At 74.9% G+C, this 17330-nt stretch carries 15 protein-coding genes and 1 tRNA gene; 9 read left to right on the plus strand and 7 right to left on the minus strand.

The annotated features are described in order from the left end of the window. Positions 1–107 precede the first annotated feature (107 nt). On the minus strand, positions 108–2729 hold the full coding sequence (locus CWOE_RS33325) for a LuxR C-terminal-related transcriptional regulator (protein WP_012933002.1): 2622 nt from the start codon (positions 2727–2729) through the stop codon (positions 108–110). A 164-nt stretch (positions 2730–2893) separates the two neighbouring features. Between CWOE_RS33325 and CWOE_RS07620 the strand changes: the two genes are divergently transcribed. Genes CWOE_RS07620 through CWOE_RS07645 form a run of 6 tightly spaced genes read left to right on the plus strand, consistent with a single transcriptional unit; the run spans position 2894 to position 10418 of the window. Further along, positions 2894–5617: a LuxR C-terminal-related transcriptional regulator gene (locus CWOE_RS07620; RefSeq protein WP_012933003.1), complete on the plus strand. Its 2724-nt coding sequence runs from the start codon at positions 2894–2896 to the stop codon at positions 5615–5617. A gap of 5 nt (positions 5618–5622) precedes the next feature. Beyond that, positions 5623–6591 (plus strand): HAD family hydrolase, encoded by a 969-nt coding sequence (locus CWOE_RS07625; RefSeq protein ID WP_012933004.1) that lies wholly within the window; start codon positions 5623–5625, stop codon positions 6589–6591. Then, positions 6588–8300 carry a SulP family inorganic anion transporter gene (locus CWOE_RS07630; protein WP_012933005.1) on the plus strand — a complete coding sequence of 571 codons (1713 nt, stop codon included), beginning with the start codon at positions 6588–6590 and terminating at the stop codon, positions 8298–8300. The genes CWOE_RS07625 and CWOE_RS07630 overlap by 4 nt, the downstream gene beginning before the upstream one ends. A gap of 3 nt (positions 8301–8303) precedes the next feature. Next, complete coding sequence (locus CWOE_RS07635; RefSeq protein ID WP_012933006.1) at positions 8304–8795, plus strand: DUF1269 domain-containing protein; 492 nt, start codon at positions 8304–8306, stop codon at positions 8793–8795. 47 nt (positions 8796–8842) lie between these two features. Beyond that, positions 8843–9664 carry a tyrosine-protein phosphatase gene (locus tag CWOE_RS07640; RefSeq protein ID WP_012933007.1) on the plus strand — a complete coding sequence of 274 codons (822 nt, stop codon included), beginning with the start codon at positions 8843–8845 and terminating at the stop codon, positions 9662–9664. Positions 9665–9704: 40 nt separating this feature from the next. Then, positions 9705–10418, plus strand: a complete 714-nt coding sequence (locus CWOE_RS07645; RefSeq protein ID WP_012933008.1) for a hypothetical protein — start codon at positions 9705–9707, stop codon at positions 10416–10418. Between the two features lie 16 nt (positions 10419–10434). Here CWOE_RS07645 and CWOE_RS07650 read toward each other — a convergent pair whose 3' ends face one another. From CWOE_RS07650 to CWOE_RS07655, 3 genes are all read right to left on the minus strand, one after another. Further along, positions 10435–11106, minus strand: a complete 672-nt coding sequence (locus CWOE_RS07650) for a GAP family protein (RefSeq protein ID WP_012933009.1) — start codon at positions 11104–11106, stop codon at positions 10435–10437. A 92-nt stretch (positions 11107–11198) separates the two neighbouring features. Then, positions 11199–11390, minus strand: a complete 192-nt coding sequence (locus CWOE_RS32595; RefSeq protein WP_012933010.1) for a hypothetical protein — start codon at positions 11388–11390, stop codon at positions 11199–11201. A gap of 10 nt (positions 11391–11400) precedes the next feature. After that, on the minus strand, positions 11401–12441 hold the full coding sequence (locus CWOE_RS07655; RefSeq protein WP_012933011.1) for a metal ABC transporter substrate-binding protein: 1041 nt from the start codon (positions 12439–12441) through the stop codon (positions 11401–11403). Between the two features lie 73 nt (positions 12442–12514). On the opposite strand from CWOE_RS07655, the gene CWOE_RS07660 reads away from it, so the two are divergent. Together CWOE_RS07660 and CWOE_RS07665 are read left to right on the plus strand one after the other, a co-directional pair. Then, positions 12515–13783 carry a GTP-binding protein gene (locus CWOE_RS07660; protein WP_012933012.1) on the plus strand — a complete coding sequence of 423 codons (1269 nt, stop codon included), beginning with the start codon at positions 12515–12517 and terminating at the stop codon, positions 13781–13783. Positions 13784–13923: 140 nt separating this feature from the next. After that, positions 13924–14166: a DUF6411 family protein gene (locus tag CWOE_RS07665; RefSeq protein WP_012933013.1), complete on the plus strand. Its 243-nt coding sequence runs from the start codon at positions 13924–13926 to the stop codon at positions 14164–14166. A 4-nt stretch (positions 14167–14170) separates the two neighbouring features. Here CWOE_RS07665 and CWOE_RS07670 read toward each other — a convergent pair whose 3' ends face one another. Genes CWOE_RS07670 through CWOE_RS07680 form a run of 3 tightly spaced genes read right to left on the minus strand, consistent with a single transcriptional unit; the run spans position 14171 to position 16802 of the window. Continuing rightward, positions 14171–14800: an HAD family hydrolase gene (locus tag CWOE_RS07670; RefSeq protein ID WP_012933014.1), complete on the minus strand. Its 630-nt coding sequence runs from the start codon at positions 14798–14800 to the stop codon at positions 14171–14173. Then, positions 14800–15720: a dihydrodipicolinate synthase family protein gene (locus CWOE_RS07675; RefSeq protein ID WP_012933015.1), complete on the minus strand. Its 921-nt coding sequence runs from the start codon at positions 15718–15720 to the stop codon at positions 14800–14802. The genes CWOE_RS07670 and CWOE_RS07675 overlap by 1 nt, the downstream gene beginning before the upstream one ends. Beyond that, on the minus strand, positions 15717–16802 hold the full coding sequence (locus tag CWOE_RS07680; RefSeq protein ID WP_012933016.1) for an alcohol dehydrogenase catalytic domain-containing protein: 1086 nt from the start codon (positions 16800–16802) through the stop codon (positions 15717–15719). Before CWOE_RS07680 ends, CWOE_RS07675 begins: the two co-directional genes overlap by 4 nt. 249 nt (positions 16803–17051) lie before the next feature. Between CWOE_RS07680 and CWOE_RS32600 the strand changes: the two genes are divergently transcribed. Continuing rightward, a tRNA-Leu gene (locus CWOE_RS32600) sits at positions 17052–17267 on the plus strand. Positions 17268–17330 lie beyond the last annotated feature (63 nt).

Here is a 17330-nt window from a genome sequence, read left to right on the forward strand (position 1 = left end):
TCCCCGGCAGGGGTCTGGTCGCAGCGACTGCGGGAGGGCGCACGGACGCGCTCTCCCCGCAGCGTCACCGGGGCGTCGTGGGCTTGCGCGGCGTCGCCGGACACGGGTCAGCGGGCGAGCAGGCCCAGCTCCCGCGCGCGGGCGACGGCCTGGGCGCGCGAGCGCACGTCGAGCTTGCGGTAGATCGAGCTGACGTGGGTCTTGACGGTGTTGGCCGAGACGCCCAGCTCGCCCGCGATCTCGCGCTTGGAGAGACCGGACGGCAGATAGCGCAGGATCGCCCGCTCGCGCTGGCTCAGCGCCGAGTCGCCCGGCGCCTCCGCCGCCGTCCCCGCCGGCCGCTCGTCGAGCAGCTCCGCGACGAAGCCGACCGGCGGCCACGGGCCGCGCCGCGCGAGCACCCGCAGCAGCGCGCCGATCGGCGCGCCCGCCTCCGCGAACGGCCGTCGGCAGCGCTCCTCGGCGGCGGCGGCGATCGCGCGCTCCAGCCACGAGAGTGCGTCCCAGACGGTCCCCAGCTCGTATGTCGTCGACGCCTGCAGCAGCATCCCCTCCAGCACGTGGGCCGGCCGCGTGTCGGTCGTCGCCCGCGCGAGGAAGCGGTCGGCGAGCCAGCGCGCCTCCGCCGGGTCCTCGCGCGCCAGCGCGACGTGCGCGCCGAGCAGCAGTCGCTCGGGGCGAGACGGGCCGCGCGGCGCCGAGGCGGCGTTCGCCGCCGCGCCGGTGCGGCCGAGCGCCAGCAGCAGCTTCACGCGCGCCTCGTCGAGCGCGAGCAGCAGCCAGTCGGGCAGTCTCGGCGCCGCCAGCAGCGCGCGCGCCGCCGCCTCTTCCAGCCGCGCCAGCTCGGTCTCGGCACCGGCCGCGCCTGCTGTGCCCGCGCGCCCCGCCGCGCCTGCCGTGCCCGCGCGCCCCGCCGCGCCTGCCGTGCCCGCTCCGCCCGCCGGACCTGCCGCGCGGGCGTCCGCGGCGGCGAGCCAGGCCGCCGGCAGCCGCACGGTCAGCGCGGCGAGCGGGTCGGCGGCGGGACCTGCCTCGGCCAGGCACGCCTCGGCGCGCGCCAGCTCGGCTTCCGCGGCGAAGCGCTCGTCGCGCAGCCAGGCGACGACGGCGAGGCCGACGTGCGCGGGCACCAGCACGGCGGGACGGCGGTCGTCGATCCGCTCCGCCAGCTCGATCGCCGCGGCGCCCCACGCCGCGGCGGAGCGCAGCCGGCCGCGCTGCGCGTCGAGCCCGCAGAGCGGACCGAGGCAGGCGGCGGCCAGGTGGTCGAAGCCCTCCGCGCGCGCCGTCCCGAGCGCCTGCTCCAGGTGCGCGGCGGCGCCGGCGGCGCTACCCGCGACCAGCTCGGCGACGCCGAGCTGCTGGAGCGCGAGCGTGCGCCGGCGCCGTTGCGCCGCGAGCCCGCCGGGAACCTCGGCGCCGGTCTCGGCCCACGCCTCGCCGCCGTCCGGGCCGGCGTCACTCAGTGCCGCCGCGGCATCGGCGGCGGCCGGCACGTCGCCCTCCAGCCGCGCGAGCCGCAGCCGCGCTGCCGCGAGCGTCGCGCCCATGCTGTCGCGGGTTGCGCCGGCTGCGGCCTCGCCGTCGAAGCGGCGGTCGAGCGCCTGGGCGACGGCGTCGCGCGCCGTCGCCAGCGCGCCGGCGCAGACGCGCAGCTCCGGGTCGCCGGCGAGCGTCGCCGCCGGCATCGCCGCGAGCAGCTCCGCCATCTCGACGTCGCGGCCGCGCGCGAGCAGGTCCAGCCACGCGCCTGCGAGCGTGTCGGCGGCCAGCTCCGGCGCACCGGCTGCCAGCGCGTGCCGGGCGGCGGCGAGCGCGTCGCCGGCGCGCCCGTGCCACTCCGCCGCACGACGGTGCAGCTCCGACGCCTCGCCGGGCAACGCGGCCGGCAGCGCCGCGCGCAGCGCCTCGCGCAGCGGCCGCGCGAGCCGGTAGCCGCCGCCGTGGCGGTCGAGCGGCACGACGAGCGCGTGGGCGCGTGCGAGCCGGTCGAGTGTCCCGCCAGCGTCGGCGGCGCCGGTCAGCACGGCGGCCAGCTCCGGCGTCAGCTCGTCCGCCACGCTCACGCGCAGGAGGAAGTCGCGCAGCTCGTCGCCGAGCCCGCCGAGCAGCTCGCGCTCGACGTACGCGGGCAGCTCGCTGGGCTCGCGCGTGAGCCCAGCGGCCCAACCCTCGACCTGCTCCCAGCGCGCATGCGCCTGCGCGGCCGGCAGCCGCGCGGCGAGCAGCGAGCGCGCCTCCTCCCACGTGAACGCCAGCTCCGCCGGACCCAGCTCGACGACGGTCGCGTCGAGCCGCACGCGGCCGAGCGGCAACGGCGGCTCGCCGCGCGTCGCGAGCACGACGTGGAGCGCGTCGGTGCGCTCGCGCAGCAGCGCCGCGACCCGCTCCGCCAGCGCCGGGTCGTGGGCGCGCTCTGCCGCGTGCGCGCCGAGCCCGTCGACGATCGCGACGAGCGGCGACGCGCCGGGAAGTGGGGCGGCGCGCGTCAGCTGCGCCAGCAGGTCGCCGGCCTGCGCGGTCGTCTCGACGGTGCGCCAGAGAACGGTGCGATGGTCGTCCGCGGTCGCGCGCGCATGCGCCCAGTCGGCCAGCAGCGTCGTCTTGCCCGCGCCGGCCGGCCCGCTCACGAGCGTCAACGGCCCGCGCACGCCCGCGTCCACGCGCTCCAGCAGCCGTGGGCGATGGACGAGCGTGCGCGGCAGCGGAGGTGGGTGCTCGCGGGTCATCGGCGGTCGAGCCCATTGTCGGCCGCCACGGGTGACGGGTCATCACCCCGGACGGGTGACAGCTGGGCGTGAACGATCGGTTGACGAAGTTTGAGCAGCTTGTCGACGGCGGGGTATGCTCGCGACGGAGAGCCCGGCAGGGACACCACGAGGCAGCGAGTGAGATGGGGCAGACCACCCGCAGCGTCAGGCCCAACGACACGATCGCCACGAAGCTCGCGCCGCCCTGCCCGCCGGTCGCGCCGGTCCGTCGCGAGCGTCTCTTCCGCGCGCTCGCGCACGGCTCCGCGAACGGCGTCACGCTCGTCTCCGCACCTGCCGGCGCCGGCAAGACCGCGCTCGTCGCCTCGTGGCTGGCGAGCGGCGCCGTCGCGTGGCCGGTCGCCTGGCTGGCGCTCGACGGCCACGACGACGAGCGCCGCCGCTTCTGGACCGGCGTGCTCGCCGCGCTCGCCCGCGCCGACCCTTCAGATGCCGGTCTCGCGCAGCTGGCAGTGCCGCCGCGCGGCCGGATCGACCGCGTCTTCACCGAGCTGGTCGAGCGGCTCGCGGCGCGCACGCGCCCGCTGGTACTGGTGCTCGACGACGTCCACGAGTTGACCGACGGCGCGATCCACGACGACCTCGCCGCGCTGCTGCGGCATGCGCCCGCGGCGCTGCGGCTCGTGCTGATCGCGCGCGCCGACCCGCCGCTCGGGCTGGAGCGGCTGCGCGTCAGCGGCCGCCTCAGCGAGATCCGCGCGGCCGACCTCGCGTTCGACGCGGCCGAGGCGCGCGAGCTGCTGGCCGCGTGGGGCGCGCCGTTGGACGCGGTCGACGCGCGCGAGCTGTGGCGGCGCTCGGGCGGCTGGGCGGCGGGCCTCGTGCTGCCCGCGCTGGCGCTGCGCGACCACGCCGACCCGTCCGCCTTCGTCGCCGGCTTCGGCGGCGACGACCGTGCGGTGGCGGACTTCGTGCTGACCGAGATGCTGGCCGGCCATCCGGGCGACGTGCGCCGCTTCCTGCTGCGCACGGCGGTCGCGGAGGAGCTGACGGTCGAGCTGGCGGTCGAGCTGGGCGGTCGGCCCGACGCGGCCGAGCTGCTGGAGCGGCTCGTGCACGGCAACGCGCTCGTCGAGCGGCTCGACGGGGGACGCGACGGCTACCGCTACGGCCCGCTGTTCGCCGGCCTGCTGCGCAGCGAGCTGGCGCGCACCGCGCCGGAGGAGCTGGCGGAGCTGCACCTGCTGCTGGCGCGCTGGCACGAACGCGACGGCGTGCCGGGCGCGGCGGTCCGCCATGCGCTCGCGGCGAGCGCGTGGGAGCTGGCCGCCGAGGCGGTCGCCGACGGCTGGCTGCGACTGCTGCTCGACGGCGAGCTGGAGCTGCTGCGCGAGGTCGCCGAGCGGATGCCGCCGGCGTTGCACCGGCGCTGGCCGGAGGTCGCGCTGGCATGCGCGGCGGCCGCGACCGCGGCCGGCGACGCGGCCGGCGCCGCGACGCTGCTGGCGCGCGCCGAGGACGCCGCCGAGGACGCCTCCGGCGAGGCCGCCGGCGCGCTGCCGCCGGCGCGCGCGCTCGGCTTCGCGCGCGGGCAGGCGGTCGTCGAGCTGCTGCTCGGCAGGGTCTGTGGCGACGTCGAACGGACGACGCGCGCCGCGGCCGTGCTGACCGCCGGCCGGCGCGCGGTGCCGTCCGGCGACGGCGACGCCGCGCTCGCCGACGAGCTGCGCGTCGCGGCGCTCGCGCACCTCGGTGCGACCGAGGCGTGGTGCGGCGAGCTGGAGGCGGCGGCGCAGCGGCTGGACGCGGCGCTTGCCGGCGCGCGCGAGCGCGAGCTCGACGCGATCGTTCTGCTCGCACGCGCGCACCTGGCGCTCGGCGAGGCGCTGCGCGGCCGGCTCGTGCGCGCCGCCGACGGCGCCGCGGCGGCGCTGGAGCTGGCGGAGCGGCACGGCTGGGACGCGACGCCGGCCGCGGCGACGGCGCAGGCGGTGCTCGCGAGCGCGCTGCTGCATTGGGACCGCACCGAGGAGGCCGACCGCGTCCTCGCGCGCGCCGAGCGGACGGTCCGCAGCAGCGGCGAGCCGCCGCTGCGCGCGCTCGTCGCGCTCGTGCGGATCGGCCTGCTCGCCGCCGACGGCGCGTGGGACGCGGCGATCGCGCGGCTGCGCGCGGCGGAGGCCGAGCTGCGCTCGTGGCCGCTGCACGCGCCGCTGCGGGCGCGCTTCGCAGCGCACGAGGCGCTGCTGCGGGCGGCCCGCGGCGAGCGCGCGGAGGCGGGCGCGCTGCTGGAGTCGGCGCGCGCGGCCGGGCCGCGGCCCGAGCACGCCGCGGCGCTCGGGCGGCTGCGGCTGGCGGCGGGCGAGCCGGCGTCGGCGAGCGCGGCGGTCGAGCCGTGGCTGGAGCAGACGGTCCCGCGCGCGGTCGCGGTCGAGCTGTGGACGACGGAGGCGGTCGCGCGCGACGCGCTCGACGACGACGCGGGCGCGTGCTGCGCGCTCGAGCGCGCGCTGGCGCTGGCCGAGCCGGACGGCTTCCGCCACGAGCTGCTGGCGCTCGGTCCGTCGCTGCGCGACCTGCTCGCGCGGACGATCCGCGCCGGCACCGCGCACCGCTCGTTCGCGGGCGAGCTGCTCGACGCGCTCGAGCACGACGGCGCCCGCCCGCTGGCGCTGCCCGAGCCGCTCAGCGGGCGCGAGGAGGCGGTCCTGCGCTGCCTGCCGACGATGATGTCCAACCGCGAGATCGCGACCGAGCTGTACGTCTCGGTCAACACGGTCAAGACGCACCTCAAGCACATCTACCGCAAGCTCGACGCCGCCGACCGCCGCGAGGCGGTGCGCCGCGCGCGGGAGCTGCAGCTGCTCGCCCCGTCGCGCGACCAGACGTACGCCCAGGTCGGCTGAGCGCCATGCAGGACGATCCGCTCCCCTCCTGGCAGGACACCGCGACGCGTGCAGCGATCGTCGCGTTCGTCGAGGCGGCGGCGGGCGACGGCGCCGGCCATGTCGCGCCGCAGGAGCGGGTCGCGGTGTTCGACAACGACGGGACGCTGTGGTGCGAGAAGCCGATCCCGATCCAGCTCGACTTCGTGCTGCGGCGCTTCGCGGCGATGGCGCAGGACAACCCGGCGCTGCGCGGGCGGCAGCCGTGGAAGGCGGCGCGCGAGCACGACGGCGCGTGGCTCTCCGGCGCGCTCGTGAAGCACTACGACGGCGACGACGCCGACCTCAGACTGCTGCTCGGCGGGGTCCTGGAGGCGTTCGGCGAGATGACGGTCGACGCGTACGCCGAGGAGGTCGCCGCGTTCCTCGCGACGGCGTCGCACCCGTCGCTGAAGCGGCCCTACCGCGCATGCGCGTTCCGGCCGATGGTCGAGCTGCTGCGGTACCTGGAGGGGCACGGCTTCGCGACCTACATCGCCTCGGGCGGCGACCGCGACTTCATGCGCCCTGCCGCGGAGGCGCTGTACGCGATCCCGCGCGAACGCGTGATCGGCAGCAGCTTCGCGCTGCGCTACGACGCGCCCACCGGCAGCGGCGGTGCGGGCGGCGCGGTCGTCTACAAGCGCGGGCTCGACTTCCTCGACGACGGGCCGGAGAAGCCGGTGCGGATCTGGAGCCGCGTCGGCCGTCGGCCGCTCGTCGCGGTCGGCAACTCCAACGGCGACGTGCCGATGCTGGAGTTCGCCGGCGGCGCCGAGCTGCCCGCGCTGCGGCTGGTGCTGCGCCACGACGACGCAGAGCGCGAGTTCGCCTACGACGACGGCGCCGAGCAGGTGCTCGCGCGCGTCGCGCGCGGCGCGCAGGACGGTTGGCACGCGATCTCGATGCGCGACGACTGGGCGGACGTGTTCGGGGACGCGCCCGGCCCGTCGTGAGCGCCCGGCTCGCGCCCGCCTGGCTGCGCGGGTACCGGCGCGCCTGGCTGCGGCCGGACGTCGTCGCGGGCGCGATCGTCTGGTCGGTCGTCGTGCCGCAGGCGGTCGCGTACGCGCAGATCGCCGGGCTGCCGCCGCAGGCGGGCCTGATGGCGGCGCCGGGCGCGCTGCTCGCGTACGCGCTGCTCGGCACCTCCCGTTCGCTCGTCGTCAGCGCGACGACGGCGACGGCGGCCGTCTCGGCGGCGGCGGTTGGGCCGCTCGCACACGGCGACACGAGCCGCTTCGCGGCGCTGTCGGCGGCGCTCGCGCTCGTCTGCGCAGCCGTCTTCGCGGTCTCCGGTGCGCTGCGCCTCGGAGCGGTCGCCGACCTCGTCTCCAAGCCGGTGATGACCGGCTTCCTGTTCGGGCTCGGCCTGACGATCGCGATCGGGCAGCTGCCGAGCCTGCTCGGCATCCCGGCCGGCGACGGCGACTTCTTCGAACGGCTGGGCGACCTGCTCGGCGACCTCGGCGCGGTCGACGGCGGGACGCTCGCGGTCGGCGCCGCGTCGGTCGCGCTGCTGCTCGTCGTGCAGCGCGTCGCGCCCGCGGTCCCCGTCACGCTGCTGCTGCTCGCGCTCGCGATCGGGATCTCGGCGCTGTTCGACCTCCGCGGCTACGGCGTCGACGTCGTCGGCGAGATCCCGCGCGCGCTGCCCGACCCGGCGCTCCCCGACGTCGGCGCCGGCGACCTCGTCGACCTCGTCGGCGCCGCGTTCGGCGTGATGCTCGTCAGCGCCGAGGGGATCGGCGTCGCGCGGACGCTCGCGAACCGCGACGGCTCGCGCTTCGACGCGAACCGCGACCTCGTCGCGCTCGGCGGCTCGAACCTGCTCGCCGGCCTCTCGCAGGGCTTCGTCCAGTCCGGCGGCGCGAGCCAGACGGCCGCCGCGCAGCGGTCGGGCGGCAGATCGCAGCTGACGTCGATCGTCGCCGCGGCGCTCGTGCTGCTGACCGGCGCGTTCCTCGCGCCGCTGTTCGAGCAGCTGCCGCAGGCGACGCTCGCCGCGATCGTGATCGTCGCGGTCAGCGGCTTCCTGAACGTCGCCGAGCTGCGCCGCTTCGCCCGCATCCGCCGCTCGGCGGTCGCGTTCGCGGGCGTCGCGCTGCTCGGCGTGCTCGCGCTCGGGGTGCTGCAGGGCCTCGTCGTCGCCGCGGGCCTGTCGCTCGTCGTCGTCGTGCAGCGGCTCAGCCGGCCGGCGGTCGGCTTCTACGTGCGCGACCCCGAGCACGGCGGATGGGGCCGGGCGGACCGTCACCCGACGTGGCGCAGACCGGTTGGCGCGCTCGTCGTCGGCAGCGACGGAGCGCTGCTCTACGCCAACGTCGTCTCCGTCAAGGAGCGGATCCTCGCGCTCGTCGCGGCGGCGGACCCGCAGCCGCGCGTCGTCGTGCTGGAGCTGGCGCAGACGCCCGACGCCGACGTCGAGACGCTCGACACGCTCGGCGAGCTGGCCGACGCGCTCGCCGCGGAGGGGATCGAGCTGCGGCTGGCGGCGGTGCACGCGCAGGTCGCCGAGCTGCTGCGGCGGACGCCGCTCGGCGCACGCGTCTCGATCGACGAGCGGATCGCGGAGGCGCTCGCCTCACCCCCGAGGGGTGACGAGCGGTCACCCGCGTCGAGCGGAGGATCGGACGACGACCCGCGACCCGAAGGAGCACGCTGACCGATGGCGACCCTGACCGTCTGGAGATTTCAAGACCCGTTCGGCGCCGAGAGCGCCGTCGAGAAGATCGAGCAGCTGCAGAAGCAGGAGCTGATCCAGCTCCACGACGCCGCGATCGTGTCGTGGCAGGAAGGCAAGAAGAAGCCCAAGACGCGCCACCTCGACAACCTCGCCGGCGCCGGCGCGCTCGGCGGCGCGTTCTGGGGCCTGCTGTTCGGGCTGATCTTCTTCATCCCGTTGCTTGGCATGGCCGTCGGCGCTGCCGCCGGGGCGCTCGGCGGCTCGATGACGAACGTCGGCATCGACAAGGACTTCATCGAGAGCGCCCGCGACAGAATCAGACCGGGCAGCTCGGCGCTCTTCCTGCTGACCTCCGGTGCCGTCGTCGACCGCGTCGTGGACGCGTTCCAGAGCACGCACGCGGAGCTGATCCAGACCAACCTGTCCGACGAGCAGGAGCAGCAGCTGCGCCAGGCGTTCGCCGAGGAGGCGTAGGCGCGCGCGGCGACCTGGGGCGACACGGCCAGCTAACCTCGCTGGCCGTGTCGATCGCCGACGATCCGATCCCCGTCCGCCCGGCTCCGCTGCTGGCGGCGATGCCGAACCTGCGTGACGCGGGCGGGCTGCCGGCGGCCGGCGGCGCACACGTGCGGACGGGCGTGCTCTACCGCTCCGGCCAGCTCGGCCAGCTGAGCGGCGACACGCTGACGGCGTTCGGAGGACTCGGCGTCGGCACCGTCGTCGACCTGCGCACCGACGCGGAGCGCGCGTTCCTGCCCGATCGCCTGCCGGACGGCGTCGAGCTGATCGTCGCCGACGTGCTCGGCGACAGAGCGGCGGCGGCCCCAGCTCAGCTCAACGAGCTGGTGAAGGACCCACAGCGGGTCGCGGAGGCGGTTCGCGGCGGTCACGTGGAGGAGCTGTTCGCGCGCACCTACCGCGACTTCGTCACGCTGCCGAGCGCCCACGCGGGCTTTCGCACGCTCTACACCGCGATCGCGGACCGTGCCGACACCCACCCGCTGCTGTTCCACTGCACGGCGGGCAAGGACCGCACCGGCTGGGCGGCGGCTGCGCTCCTACTGCTGCTCGGCGTGCCGGACGGCGCCGTGCTGGAGGACTTCATGCTGAGCGACAGGCTCGCGTTCGCCGGCTTCGCGCCGCTGGTCGACGCGTTCGTGCGCAACGGCGGCGACGCGGACGTGCTGCACCCGATCCTCGGCGTCGAGCCCGGCTACCTCGCCGCGGGCCTGCAGCAGCTCGAGGCCTCCTACGGGTCGGTCGAGGCGTGGTTCGCCGATGCGCTCGGCCTCGACGCCGTCGTTCAGGAGCAGCTGCGCGCGCGCCTGCTCGTCGCCGCGTGACGACGCCGGGCGTCGGCCCGCCCCGGTAGGTTTGGGGGCGATGGCGAAGACTGCGGCAGCGAAGGAGTGGGCGTACGTCGCTCATCCTGCTGCCGGCTTGCGCTACAGCGGCAAGCGCGAGCCGCACAGCCCGCTGCCGAGCAAGCTCGGGATGCGCTGGCTGCGTCTCAGCCGGGAAGAGCAGGCACGCCGCCGCCGCGCGTTCTTCTCGACGCTGCTGGAGCCGTGGACGGCGCCCGGTCGCGCGCGCTTCGCGGCGAGCGGCCTCAGCCCCGAGGCGCGCGCCGCGCTCGACGAGCTGCCGGAGGCGCAGCTGGAGGGGGACGGCCTCGCCGAAGGCGAGCTGACGCCGGAGGCGGCCGAGCTGCTGCTGCGCGCCGCGCCCGCGAAGGTCGTCGTGACGACGGGCGAGCGGACGCTGCTCGACGCGCGCGGCGGCTGGCGCCGCGTGCTGGTGCTGCTGGAGGACGAGGAGGCGCGCGAGGTCGAGGAGCGCACGCGTGCGCTCGACCGCGAGCTGAGCGCCCGCGCCGCCCGCGGCCCCGACCGGCGCCGCCGCGCGATCGCGCTGCTGGCGATGCACTACGTGCTGCTCGTCGCCGCGCTCGGCGTCGCCGTCGGCGCGCTGACGCTGCTCGACTCCGTCCTGAAGCCGTACGTGACGATCCCGGCCGCGATAGCGGCGGGCTTCGTCTTCTTCTCGTCGCTGGAGCCGGTGATGGAGCGCGCGCTGCGCTGGTACGGCGAGGGCTGAGCGCGCCGGGCGCGGCTCAGAGCCCGCTGATCCCGTCGCCGATCAGCTTCGCGCCGATGATCAGCGCGATCACGGTCATGATCACCCCGTTGTTGCGCGACATCCAGGTCTTCAGCTCGTCGAGGATCGCGGTTGCGCGCTCGCCGAGCCCGAAGTAGATCGCGACCGGCAGGCCGGGCCCGAGCGTCGCGACGAGCGTGAAGACGGCGAGCGCGACTGCCTGGTCGCCGGTGCCGGCGCCGGTCTGCGCGATCGCCGCCGCGGCACCGACGACGAGCACGAGGTTCTTCGGGTTTATCGCCGACAGCGCGACGGCCATCGCGATCGCCCGCGGCGGCGTGAAGCCGTCGATCGTTCTCATCCAGCCGGGCAGTCTCGCCTGCTCGGTGCCGCGCGGCCGGCCCTTCCACTGCTTCCAGGCGAGGCCGAGCAGCAGCACCCCGAGCACGAGCTTGAGGATGCTGACCCACGTCGCGGGCTCCCCGCCCTCGCTGGCGTCGGCGCCGCCGGCGACGAGCAGCACGATCGTGCCGACGACGGCGATCCCGAGGACCCAGCCGAGGATGAAGGCCGGCCCGTTGACGCGCCCGCGGGGCGTCGCCAGCATCAGCACGACGGCGATGATCGGGATCGGGCTGAGCGCGACGCCGACGCCGAAGGAGAGGACCTGACCGATCGCGTCGCCCATGACGGGGCGATCCTCCCTGCGGCGGGGGTGAAGGAGGGTCACCCCAGCTGGGTGATCGCCCGCGGCTTTGAGCGGGCCAGCCGCGTGGGCCGTCAGCCCGATGCGGGCGTCGAGCCGCTGACGAGCAGCGTCGAGGCGAACAGCGCGGCGCCGATCAGCACGAACGTGATCGCCTTCAGCCGCTTCGGCGTCAGCCAGCCGAACGCGCGCGTCGCGAGCCAGGCGCGGATGCCGGCGGCGCCCGCGGTGGCGGTCATCGCGCCGGCCATGCACTGCATGCACATGGAGCCGATCCTACCGCTCGATCGTGCAGCCTCTGGCGCCGCCGGTGAAGCCCCTGACCATCGCGTCGGCGTTGTGCGCCTCCATCCCGACGTAGGTCCCGGCGGCGGAGTCGGCGGGACCGAGCGAGTCGCCGTAGAGCTGGTACTCGGCGGTCGCGCCGGTCTCCTGCGCGACGGCGTCGGGCAGCTTGCGGCTGGAGCCCGACTCGGGGAAGACCGCTCTCGCGCCTTCGCGTCTGATCACCTTCGCGAGGTCGGCGAGGTCGCCGGCGGACGGCTGCGCCTGGGTCGAGAGCGACGGGATCACCGCGCCGACGATCTCGACGTCGTAGCGGTCGGCGAAGTAGCCGAGCGCGTCGTGGTCGGTGACGAGCTTGCGCTGCGCGACGGGCACGCCGTCGAGGCAGCGTCTGATCGAGGCGTCGAGCGCTCTCACCTGCGCGACGAGTCTCGCCGCGTTGGCGGCGTAGGTCGCTCTGCCGCCGGGGTTCGCCTTCGTCAGCTCGTCGCGCACGACGGCGGCGGCGGTCTCGACGTTGGTCGGGTCGTGCCACCAGTGCGGGTCGGTCGCGCCGGGGTCGTCCTCCGCGTGGCCCTCTTCCGCGTGGCTTTCGTCCGCGGCGCCCTCCTCGGCGTGGTCGTGCGCGTCGTCGCCGCCGTCGCGCTGCACGGGCAGTCTCGCGGCGACGTCGACGAGCGCGGCGTCGCCGCCGGACTGCTTGACGACGTCGTCGATCCAACCGTCGAGCCCGTCGCCGCTGGCGAATACGACCTTCGCCTTGGCGGTCGCGAGCACGTCGTCGGGCCGCGGCTCGTAGTCGTGCGGGTCGCTGTTGGGCTGCAGCAGCTGGGTGACGTCGACCGCGTCGCCGCCGACCTCGCGCACGACGTCGCCGAGCACGGTCGTCGTCGCGACGACCTTCACCGCGCCGTCGCCGGAGCCGGCGCCTGCGTCGTCGCCGGAGTCACCGCAGCCCGCGAGCGCGGCGACGAGGACGACCGAGAGGGCGGCGGCGAGCAGGGCACGAGCACGGCGGCGGGGGAAGGGCATGTGCAGCAGGGTACAGAGAATGGGAACTGTTCTCAAATAAGACTGAATCTCATTTATTGCTAGGCTGGGCGCCATGACCGACCAGATCGACGGCCCCGCCCCGCAGGCCGCTTCCGCCCAGCCGGCCGCCGGTGACAGCCGTCTGCCCGTCACCGTCCTGTCCGGCTTCCTCGGCGCCGGCAAGACGACGGTGCTGAACCACCTGCTCTCCAACCGCGCGGGCCTGCGCGTCGCCGTGATCGTCAACGACATGAGCGAGATCAACGTCGACGCCCAGCTCGTGCGCGGCGGCGCGAGCGCGCTGACGCGTGTCGAGGAGCGGCTCGTCGAGCTGACGAACGGCTGCATCTGCTGCACGCTGCGGGAGGACCTGCTGGTCGAGGTCGGCCGCCTCGCGCGCGAAGGGGCGTTCGACTACCTGCTGATCGAGTCGACCGGGATCTCCGAGCCGCTGAACGTCGCCGAGACGTTCACCTTCGCCGACGAGCACGGCCGCAGCCTCGGCGACATGGCGCGGCTGGACACGATGGCGACGGTCGTCGACGCGCACGCCTTCGCGCGCGACCTCGGCTCCGTCGAAGGGCTCGGCGACCGCGGCGAGTCGCTCGGGGAGGACGACGAGCGCACCGTCGTCGACCTGCTGCTCGACCAGGTCGAGTTCGCCGACGTGCTGGTCCTCAACAAGACCGACCTCGTCGCCGGCGAGGAGCTGGCGCGATTGGAGGCGCTGCTGCGGCGGCTCAACCCAGCCGCCCGCCAGCTCCGCGCCGAGCGCGGCCGCGTCGCGCCGGGCGAGCTGCTCGGCACGGGCCGCTTCGACTTCGAGCGGGCGGCACAGGCGCCGGGCTGGCTCGCCGTGCTGCGGGGGGAAGAGCAGTCCGAGGCCGACGAGTACGGCTTCTCCTCGTTCGCCTACCGGCGCGACCGGCCGTTCCACCCCGAGCGGCTGTGGGCGCTCGTGAACGGCGCGTTCCCCGAGGTGGTGCGCTCGAAGGGCTTCTTCTGGCTCGCCTCGCGCCCAGCGGTCGCGGCCGAGTGGTCGACCGCGGGCGGGATCGTGCACGTCGGCCCGGCCGGCGCCTGGTGGGCGGTGGTCCCGCCCGCGGCGTGGCCGGAGGAGCCGGGCGAGCGCGCGCAGGTCGAGGCGCTGGTCGCCGCGGGCCGCTGGGGCGACCGGCGTCAGGAGCTGGTCTTCATCGGTGCCGGGCTCGACCGCGAGCGCCTGACCGAGCGTCTGGACGCCTGCCTGCTGACCGATCCGGAGCTTTCGATGGGCTTTGACGGCTGGCGGCGCCTGCCGGACCCGTGGCCGGAGTGGTATCGCGAGGATCAGGCGGCATGATGCCGGGATCGCCTGCTGCCCGGGCGATCCTGCTGTATAGCCGAACTGTCGACCTGAGGGTTAGACTCGTCGCCGGTTTGACATAACCGTCGCGATTGGGCTGCGCATGCGACCGGCGCGCTGCGGGTATCTGTCGGCGCATGCTCATCGCAGCCATCATCGCCATCTGCATCGTCCTGCTCGTCCTCGCGTTCCTGCTGCCGCGCCTCTCGCGGCACCCGCAGCGCGGCGTCGACACGGTCCTCGGCGCCGGTCAGAAGGGCGCGGGAGCGGCGCCCGGCAAGCTCGGCCACTGGCTCCAGAAGCCGTTCCGGTCCTCGCGCAAGGCGACCAACAGAAGCGCCGCTGCCGGCCGCCAGGGTCGCGGCAAGCTGCCGCTCTGACCCGCTAGCGCGTGCCGAGGCGGGCGAGGTCGCTGATCTCGTCGGCGGATCTGAGCTGGTCGACGCCCGCCGGCCGGCTGCCGTAGCCCCACGCGGCGTGCATGAAGCGCATGCCGGCGTGGCGCGCGGCGTCGCAGTCGACGTCCATGTCGCCTATGAAGACGGCGTCGTCGACGTCGGTGCGGGCTTCGCTGGCGGCGATCAGCAGCGGCCATGGCGAGGGCTTGCCGGGGTGACGGTCCTCCGGCGTCTGCACGGTCTCGAACGGCACGTCGAACTGGGCGAGCGTCCAGTAGGTCTGCGGCCGCGCCTTCGACGTCACGACGCCGAGCTTGACGCCAGCGATCGCGAGCCGCGCGAGCGCCGCCTCGACGCCAGGGAACGCGGGCACGCGCGGCGCGGTGCGCAGCGCCGTCGCGCGGTAGACGCGCTCGATCTCCTCGGCCTGGTCCTCGAGCCCGAGCCGCTCCATGATGTCGCCGAACGGTCGGCCGATCTCGCGGAAGTAGGCGGCGAACGGCACCGTCACGCCGAGATCGCGCTGGACCGCCTCCCACGCCTCTTCCATTGCGTCCCGCGAGTCGACCAGGACGCCGTCGAGATCGAATAGAGCGAGCGCGCAGCGGCCGTGCATCAGATCAGCGCCAGCTCGCGCATCGCCGACAGCACCTCGTCTCTGCGGATCGGGTCCAGCGGCGTCAGCGGCAGGCGCGTCGCGGGAGAGGCGATCACGCCCTTCGCGGCGAGGATCTCCTTGTAGCTGCGGATCCAGCCGTTCTTCGCCGTGATGCACGGCGAGACGGCCGGGACCACCTCGCGCAGCAGCACCGTGCGCGCCCCGTCGAGATCGCCCGCCTCGAACGCACGGTGCACGCGCGAGACGGCGCTGGGGTCGACGTTGCTCCAGCCGACGGTGCTGCCGATCGCCCCGTGGCGCAGCCCCATCAGCAGCATGTTCTCGTCGCCGACGAGCGTCTCGAGCGCCGGCGCCCCGTCGGCGTACGCCTGCACCTTGCCCGGGTCGACGATCGAGATCTTCACGTACCTGACGTTCGGCGCCTGTTCGTTGATGCGGCGCACGCGCTCGACGCTCAGCTCGATCCCCGCTCCGCCGTCATACGCCATCACGGGCAGCCCGACGGCGTTCGCGACGGCGACGAAATGCGCCTCGGTCGAGGCGGGCGTGTGGTCGAAGTAGTAGGGCGGCTGCAGCATCACGCCGTCGGCGCCGAGCGCCTCGGCGTGCCTGGCCAGCTCGATCGCGACGCTCGTCGCGCTGTTGCCGACGCCGAAGGTCAGCGGCACGCGCCCGCGCACCTCGGCCGCGAGCAGCGTCATCACGCGCGCCTGCTCCTCGACCGACATCGTGAAGAACTCGCCTGTCGTGCCGAGGCCGACGATCCCGTCTATCCCACCGTCGATCACGTAGTCGACGAGCGAGGCGAGCGAGCGCTCGTCGACCTCGCCGTCGTCGGTGAAGGGCGTCAGCAGCAACACCTGCGCCCCGGTTGGACGGCTGGGGCCGGAGCCGTTGCCGTGCGTGCTGGGAGTCATGCGAAGGAGACCATGGCCTTTCCTGCGGCGCGGACGGTGAAGAGGTCGCTCGGGTCGCCGAGCGCGTCGAAGCGGTGGACGTCGGTGATCGCCCTGCCGAGGTCGACGGCGGTGCCGCCGACGAGCGCGATCGCGGGCGGGAAGTCCTCGTAGAAGGTCTCGCCGCTGCCGACGATGCGCAGGTCGCGCAGGCAGATGTCGCTCGGCTTGATCGCGACCTCGCCGAGGTCGGCGAAGTTGCCCAGCTCGACGAGCGTGCCGCTCCACGCGAGCAGGTCGAGCGCACTCGCGAACGCCGCCGGCGTCCCAGCCGCGTCGACGACGAGCGGAAAGCCCCCGTCGCGGGCGCCGGCCGTGGCCGCCTCCTCGACGGAGGCGAGCGCTTCGAAGCCCAGCGACGCCGCCAGCTCGCGCCGCGCCGGGTCGTACTCGACGACCGTCGCAGTGCCGCCGGCGGCGGCGATCGCGGTCGCGGAGCAGAGCCCGATCACGCCGAAGCCGAGCACGAGCCCGTCGTGGCCCGGCGGCACGTACTGAGCTCCGAATGCCTTGCGCAGCGCGCTCAGCACGCACGCCATCGGCTCGGCGAAGACCCCGCGCTCGGCCGGCAGCTCCTCGGGCACTCCGAACACGCGGGTGCCGGGCAGCAGCGTCATGTACGGCGAGAAGCCGCCCGTGAGGCCGTCGCCCGTCATCGTCAGTCCGTAGCAGGGCCGGTCGAGGCAGCGGCCGCCGCCGTCGCAGCCGGCGCACGCGCCGCACGGGACGCCCGGCGCGATCAGCACGCGGTCGCCCTCTGACAGCGGTGCGTCCGCGACGAGGCCGTGGTCGTCGGGCAGGCGTTCGAGGCGGCCGATCACTTCGTGGCCGAGCAGCAGCGGGACGGGCACGTCGATCCGACCCGCCCAGATGTGGTGGTCGGTGCCGCAGACGCCGGTCGTCTCGACGCGCATGAGCGCGCCGTCAGGCGGCACGAGGCGATGGCCGACGCGCACGGACCCGGGGCCGTGCAGCTCGAACACGCGGATCGCGGCATGGGGCTGCGCGGCCCCCGGCGCAGCGGCAGAAGTAAACGATGACATGGTTAATTGCACCTCGGGCGAGCCGGATGACGCGTGCACCACGGATGTGTAGCCGCCTGAAGAACCCCCTCCGAGCAGCGGCTGAAGCCAGCCTACAGGCCCTCCCCAGGCGTTGCAAGACGCATGTGTTTCTGTCGTCTTCGCGCCGTGTCTGCATAGGAACCAGCCTCTAATTGACTTCGGTCTCCGCGCCTGCCTATACTCGCTCTCGAGCCGCCCCGGGGGACGGCGCGGCTCACGTTGTTGCGAGCGTCCGTAGCTCAACTGGTCAACGGCGAATCGAATAGGCACGTGCGCGAAGGCGAGCGCCAGCCCTCAAGCCGAAGGGATCGAGACCAAATCTTCCCCTTATCGGTGGCTGATGCCGCGCAAGCGGCCCTTGCTGGATCGCACACAGCCGAAAGTAAGCTCAAGAGCTCCAGGTTTAGGGCCTGGAAGATGCGGGTTCGAATCCCGTCGGGCGCATGTGGAGAGACAGTCGTGCTGGACGGGCAGTTCAGAAAGCTGCCCTTTCGTAGTTCGCGATAC

Origin of the sequence: Conexibacter woesei DSM 14684 (assembly GCF_000025265.1) — a bacterium.
Lineage (GTDB): Bacteria > Actinomycetota > Thermoleophilia > Solirubrobacterales > Solirubrobacteraceae > Conexibacter > Conexibacter woesei.

What these genes read in the sequence shown, in the direction of transcription:
- CWOE_RS33325 (WP_012933002.1), bottom strand. Translation starts at nt 2,729, where the DNA reads ATGACCCGCGAGCACCCACCTCCGCTGCCGCGCACGCTCGTCCATCGC.
- CWOE_RS07620 (WP_012933003.1), top strand. Translation starts at nt 2,894, where the DNA reads ATGGGGCAGACCACCCGCAGCGTCAGGCCCAACGACACGATCGCCACG.
- CWOE_RS07625 (WP_012933004.1), top strand. Translation starts at nt 5,623, where the DNA reads ATGCAGGACGATCCGCTCCCCTCCTGGCAGGACACCGCGACGCGTGCA.
- CWOE_RS07635 (WP_012933006.1), top strand. Translation starts at nt 8,304, where the DNA reads ATGGCGACCCTGACCGTCTGGAGATTTCAAGACCCGTTCGGCGCCGAG.
- CWOE_RS07645 (WP_012933008.1), top strand. Translation starts at nt 9,705, where the DNA reads ATGGCGAAGACTGCGGCAGCGAAGGAGTGGGCGTACGTCGCTCATCCT.
- CWOE_RS07650 (WP_012933009.1), bottom strand. Translation starts at nt 11,106, where the DNA reads ATGGGCGACGCGATCGGTCAGGTCCTCTCCTTCGGCGTCGGCGTCGCG.
- CWOE_RS32595 (WP_012933010.1), bottom strand. Translation starts at nt 11,390, where the DNA reads ATGTGCATGCAGTGCATGGCCGGCGCGATGACCGCCACCGCGGGCGCC.
- CWOE_RS07655 (WP_012933011.1), bottom strand. Translation starts at nt 12,441, where the DNA reads ATGCCCTTCCCCCGCCGCCGTGCTCGTGCCCTGCTCGCCGCCGCCCTC.
- CWOE_RS07660 (WP_012933012.1), top strand. Translation starts at nt 12,515, where the DNA reads ATGACCGACCAGATCGACGGCCCCGCCCCGCAGGCCGCTTCCGCCCAG.
- CWOE_RS07665 (WP_012933013.1), top strand. Translation starts at nt 13,924, where the DNA reads ATGCTCATCGCAGCCATCATCGCCATCTGCATCGTCCTGCTCGTCCTC.
- CWOE_RS07670 (WP_012933014.1), bottom strand. Translation starts at nt 14,800, where the DNA reads ATGCACGGCCGCTGCGCGCTCGCTCTATTCGATCTCGACGGCGTCCTG.
- CWOE_RS07675 (WP_012933015.1), bottom strand. Translation starts at nt 15,720, where the DNA reads ATGACTCCCAGCACGCACGGCAACGGCTCCGGCCCCAGCCGTCCAACC.
- CWOE_RS07680 (WP_012933016.1), bottom strand. Translation starts at nt 16,802, where the DNA reads ATGTCATCGTTTACTTCTGCCGCTGCGCCGGGGGCCGCGCAGCCCCAT.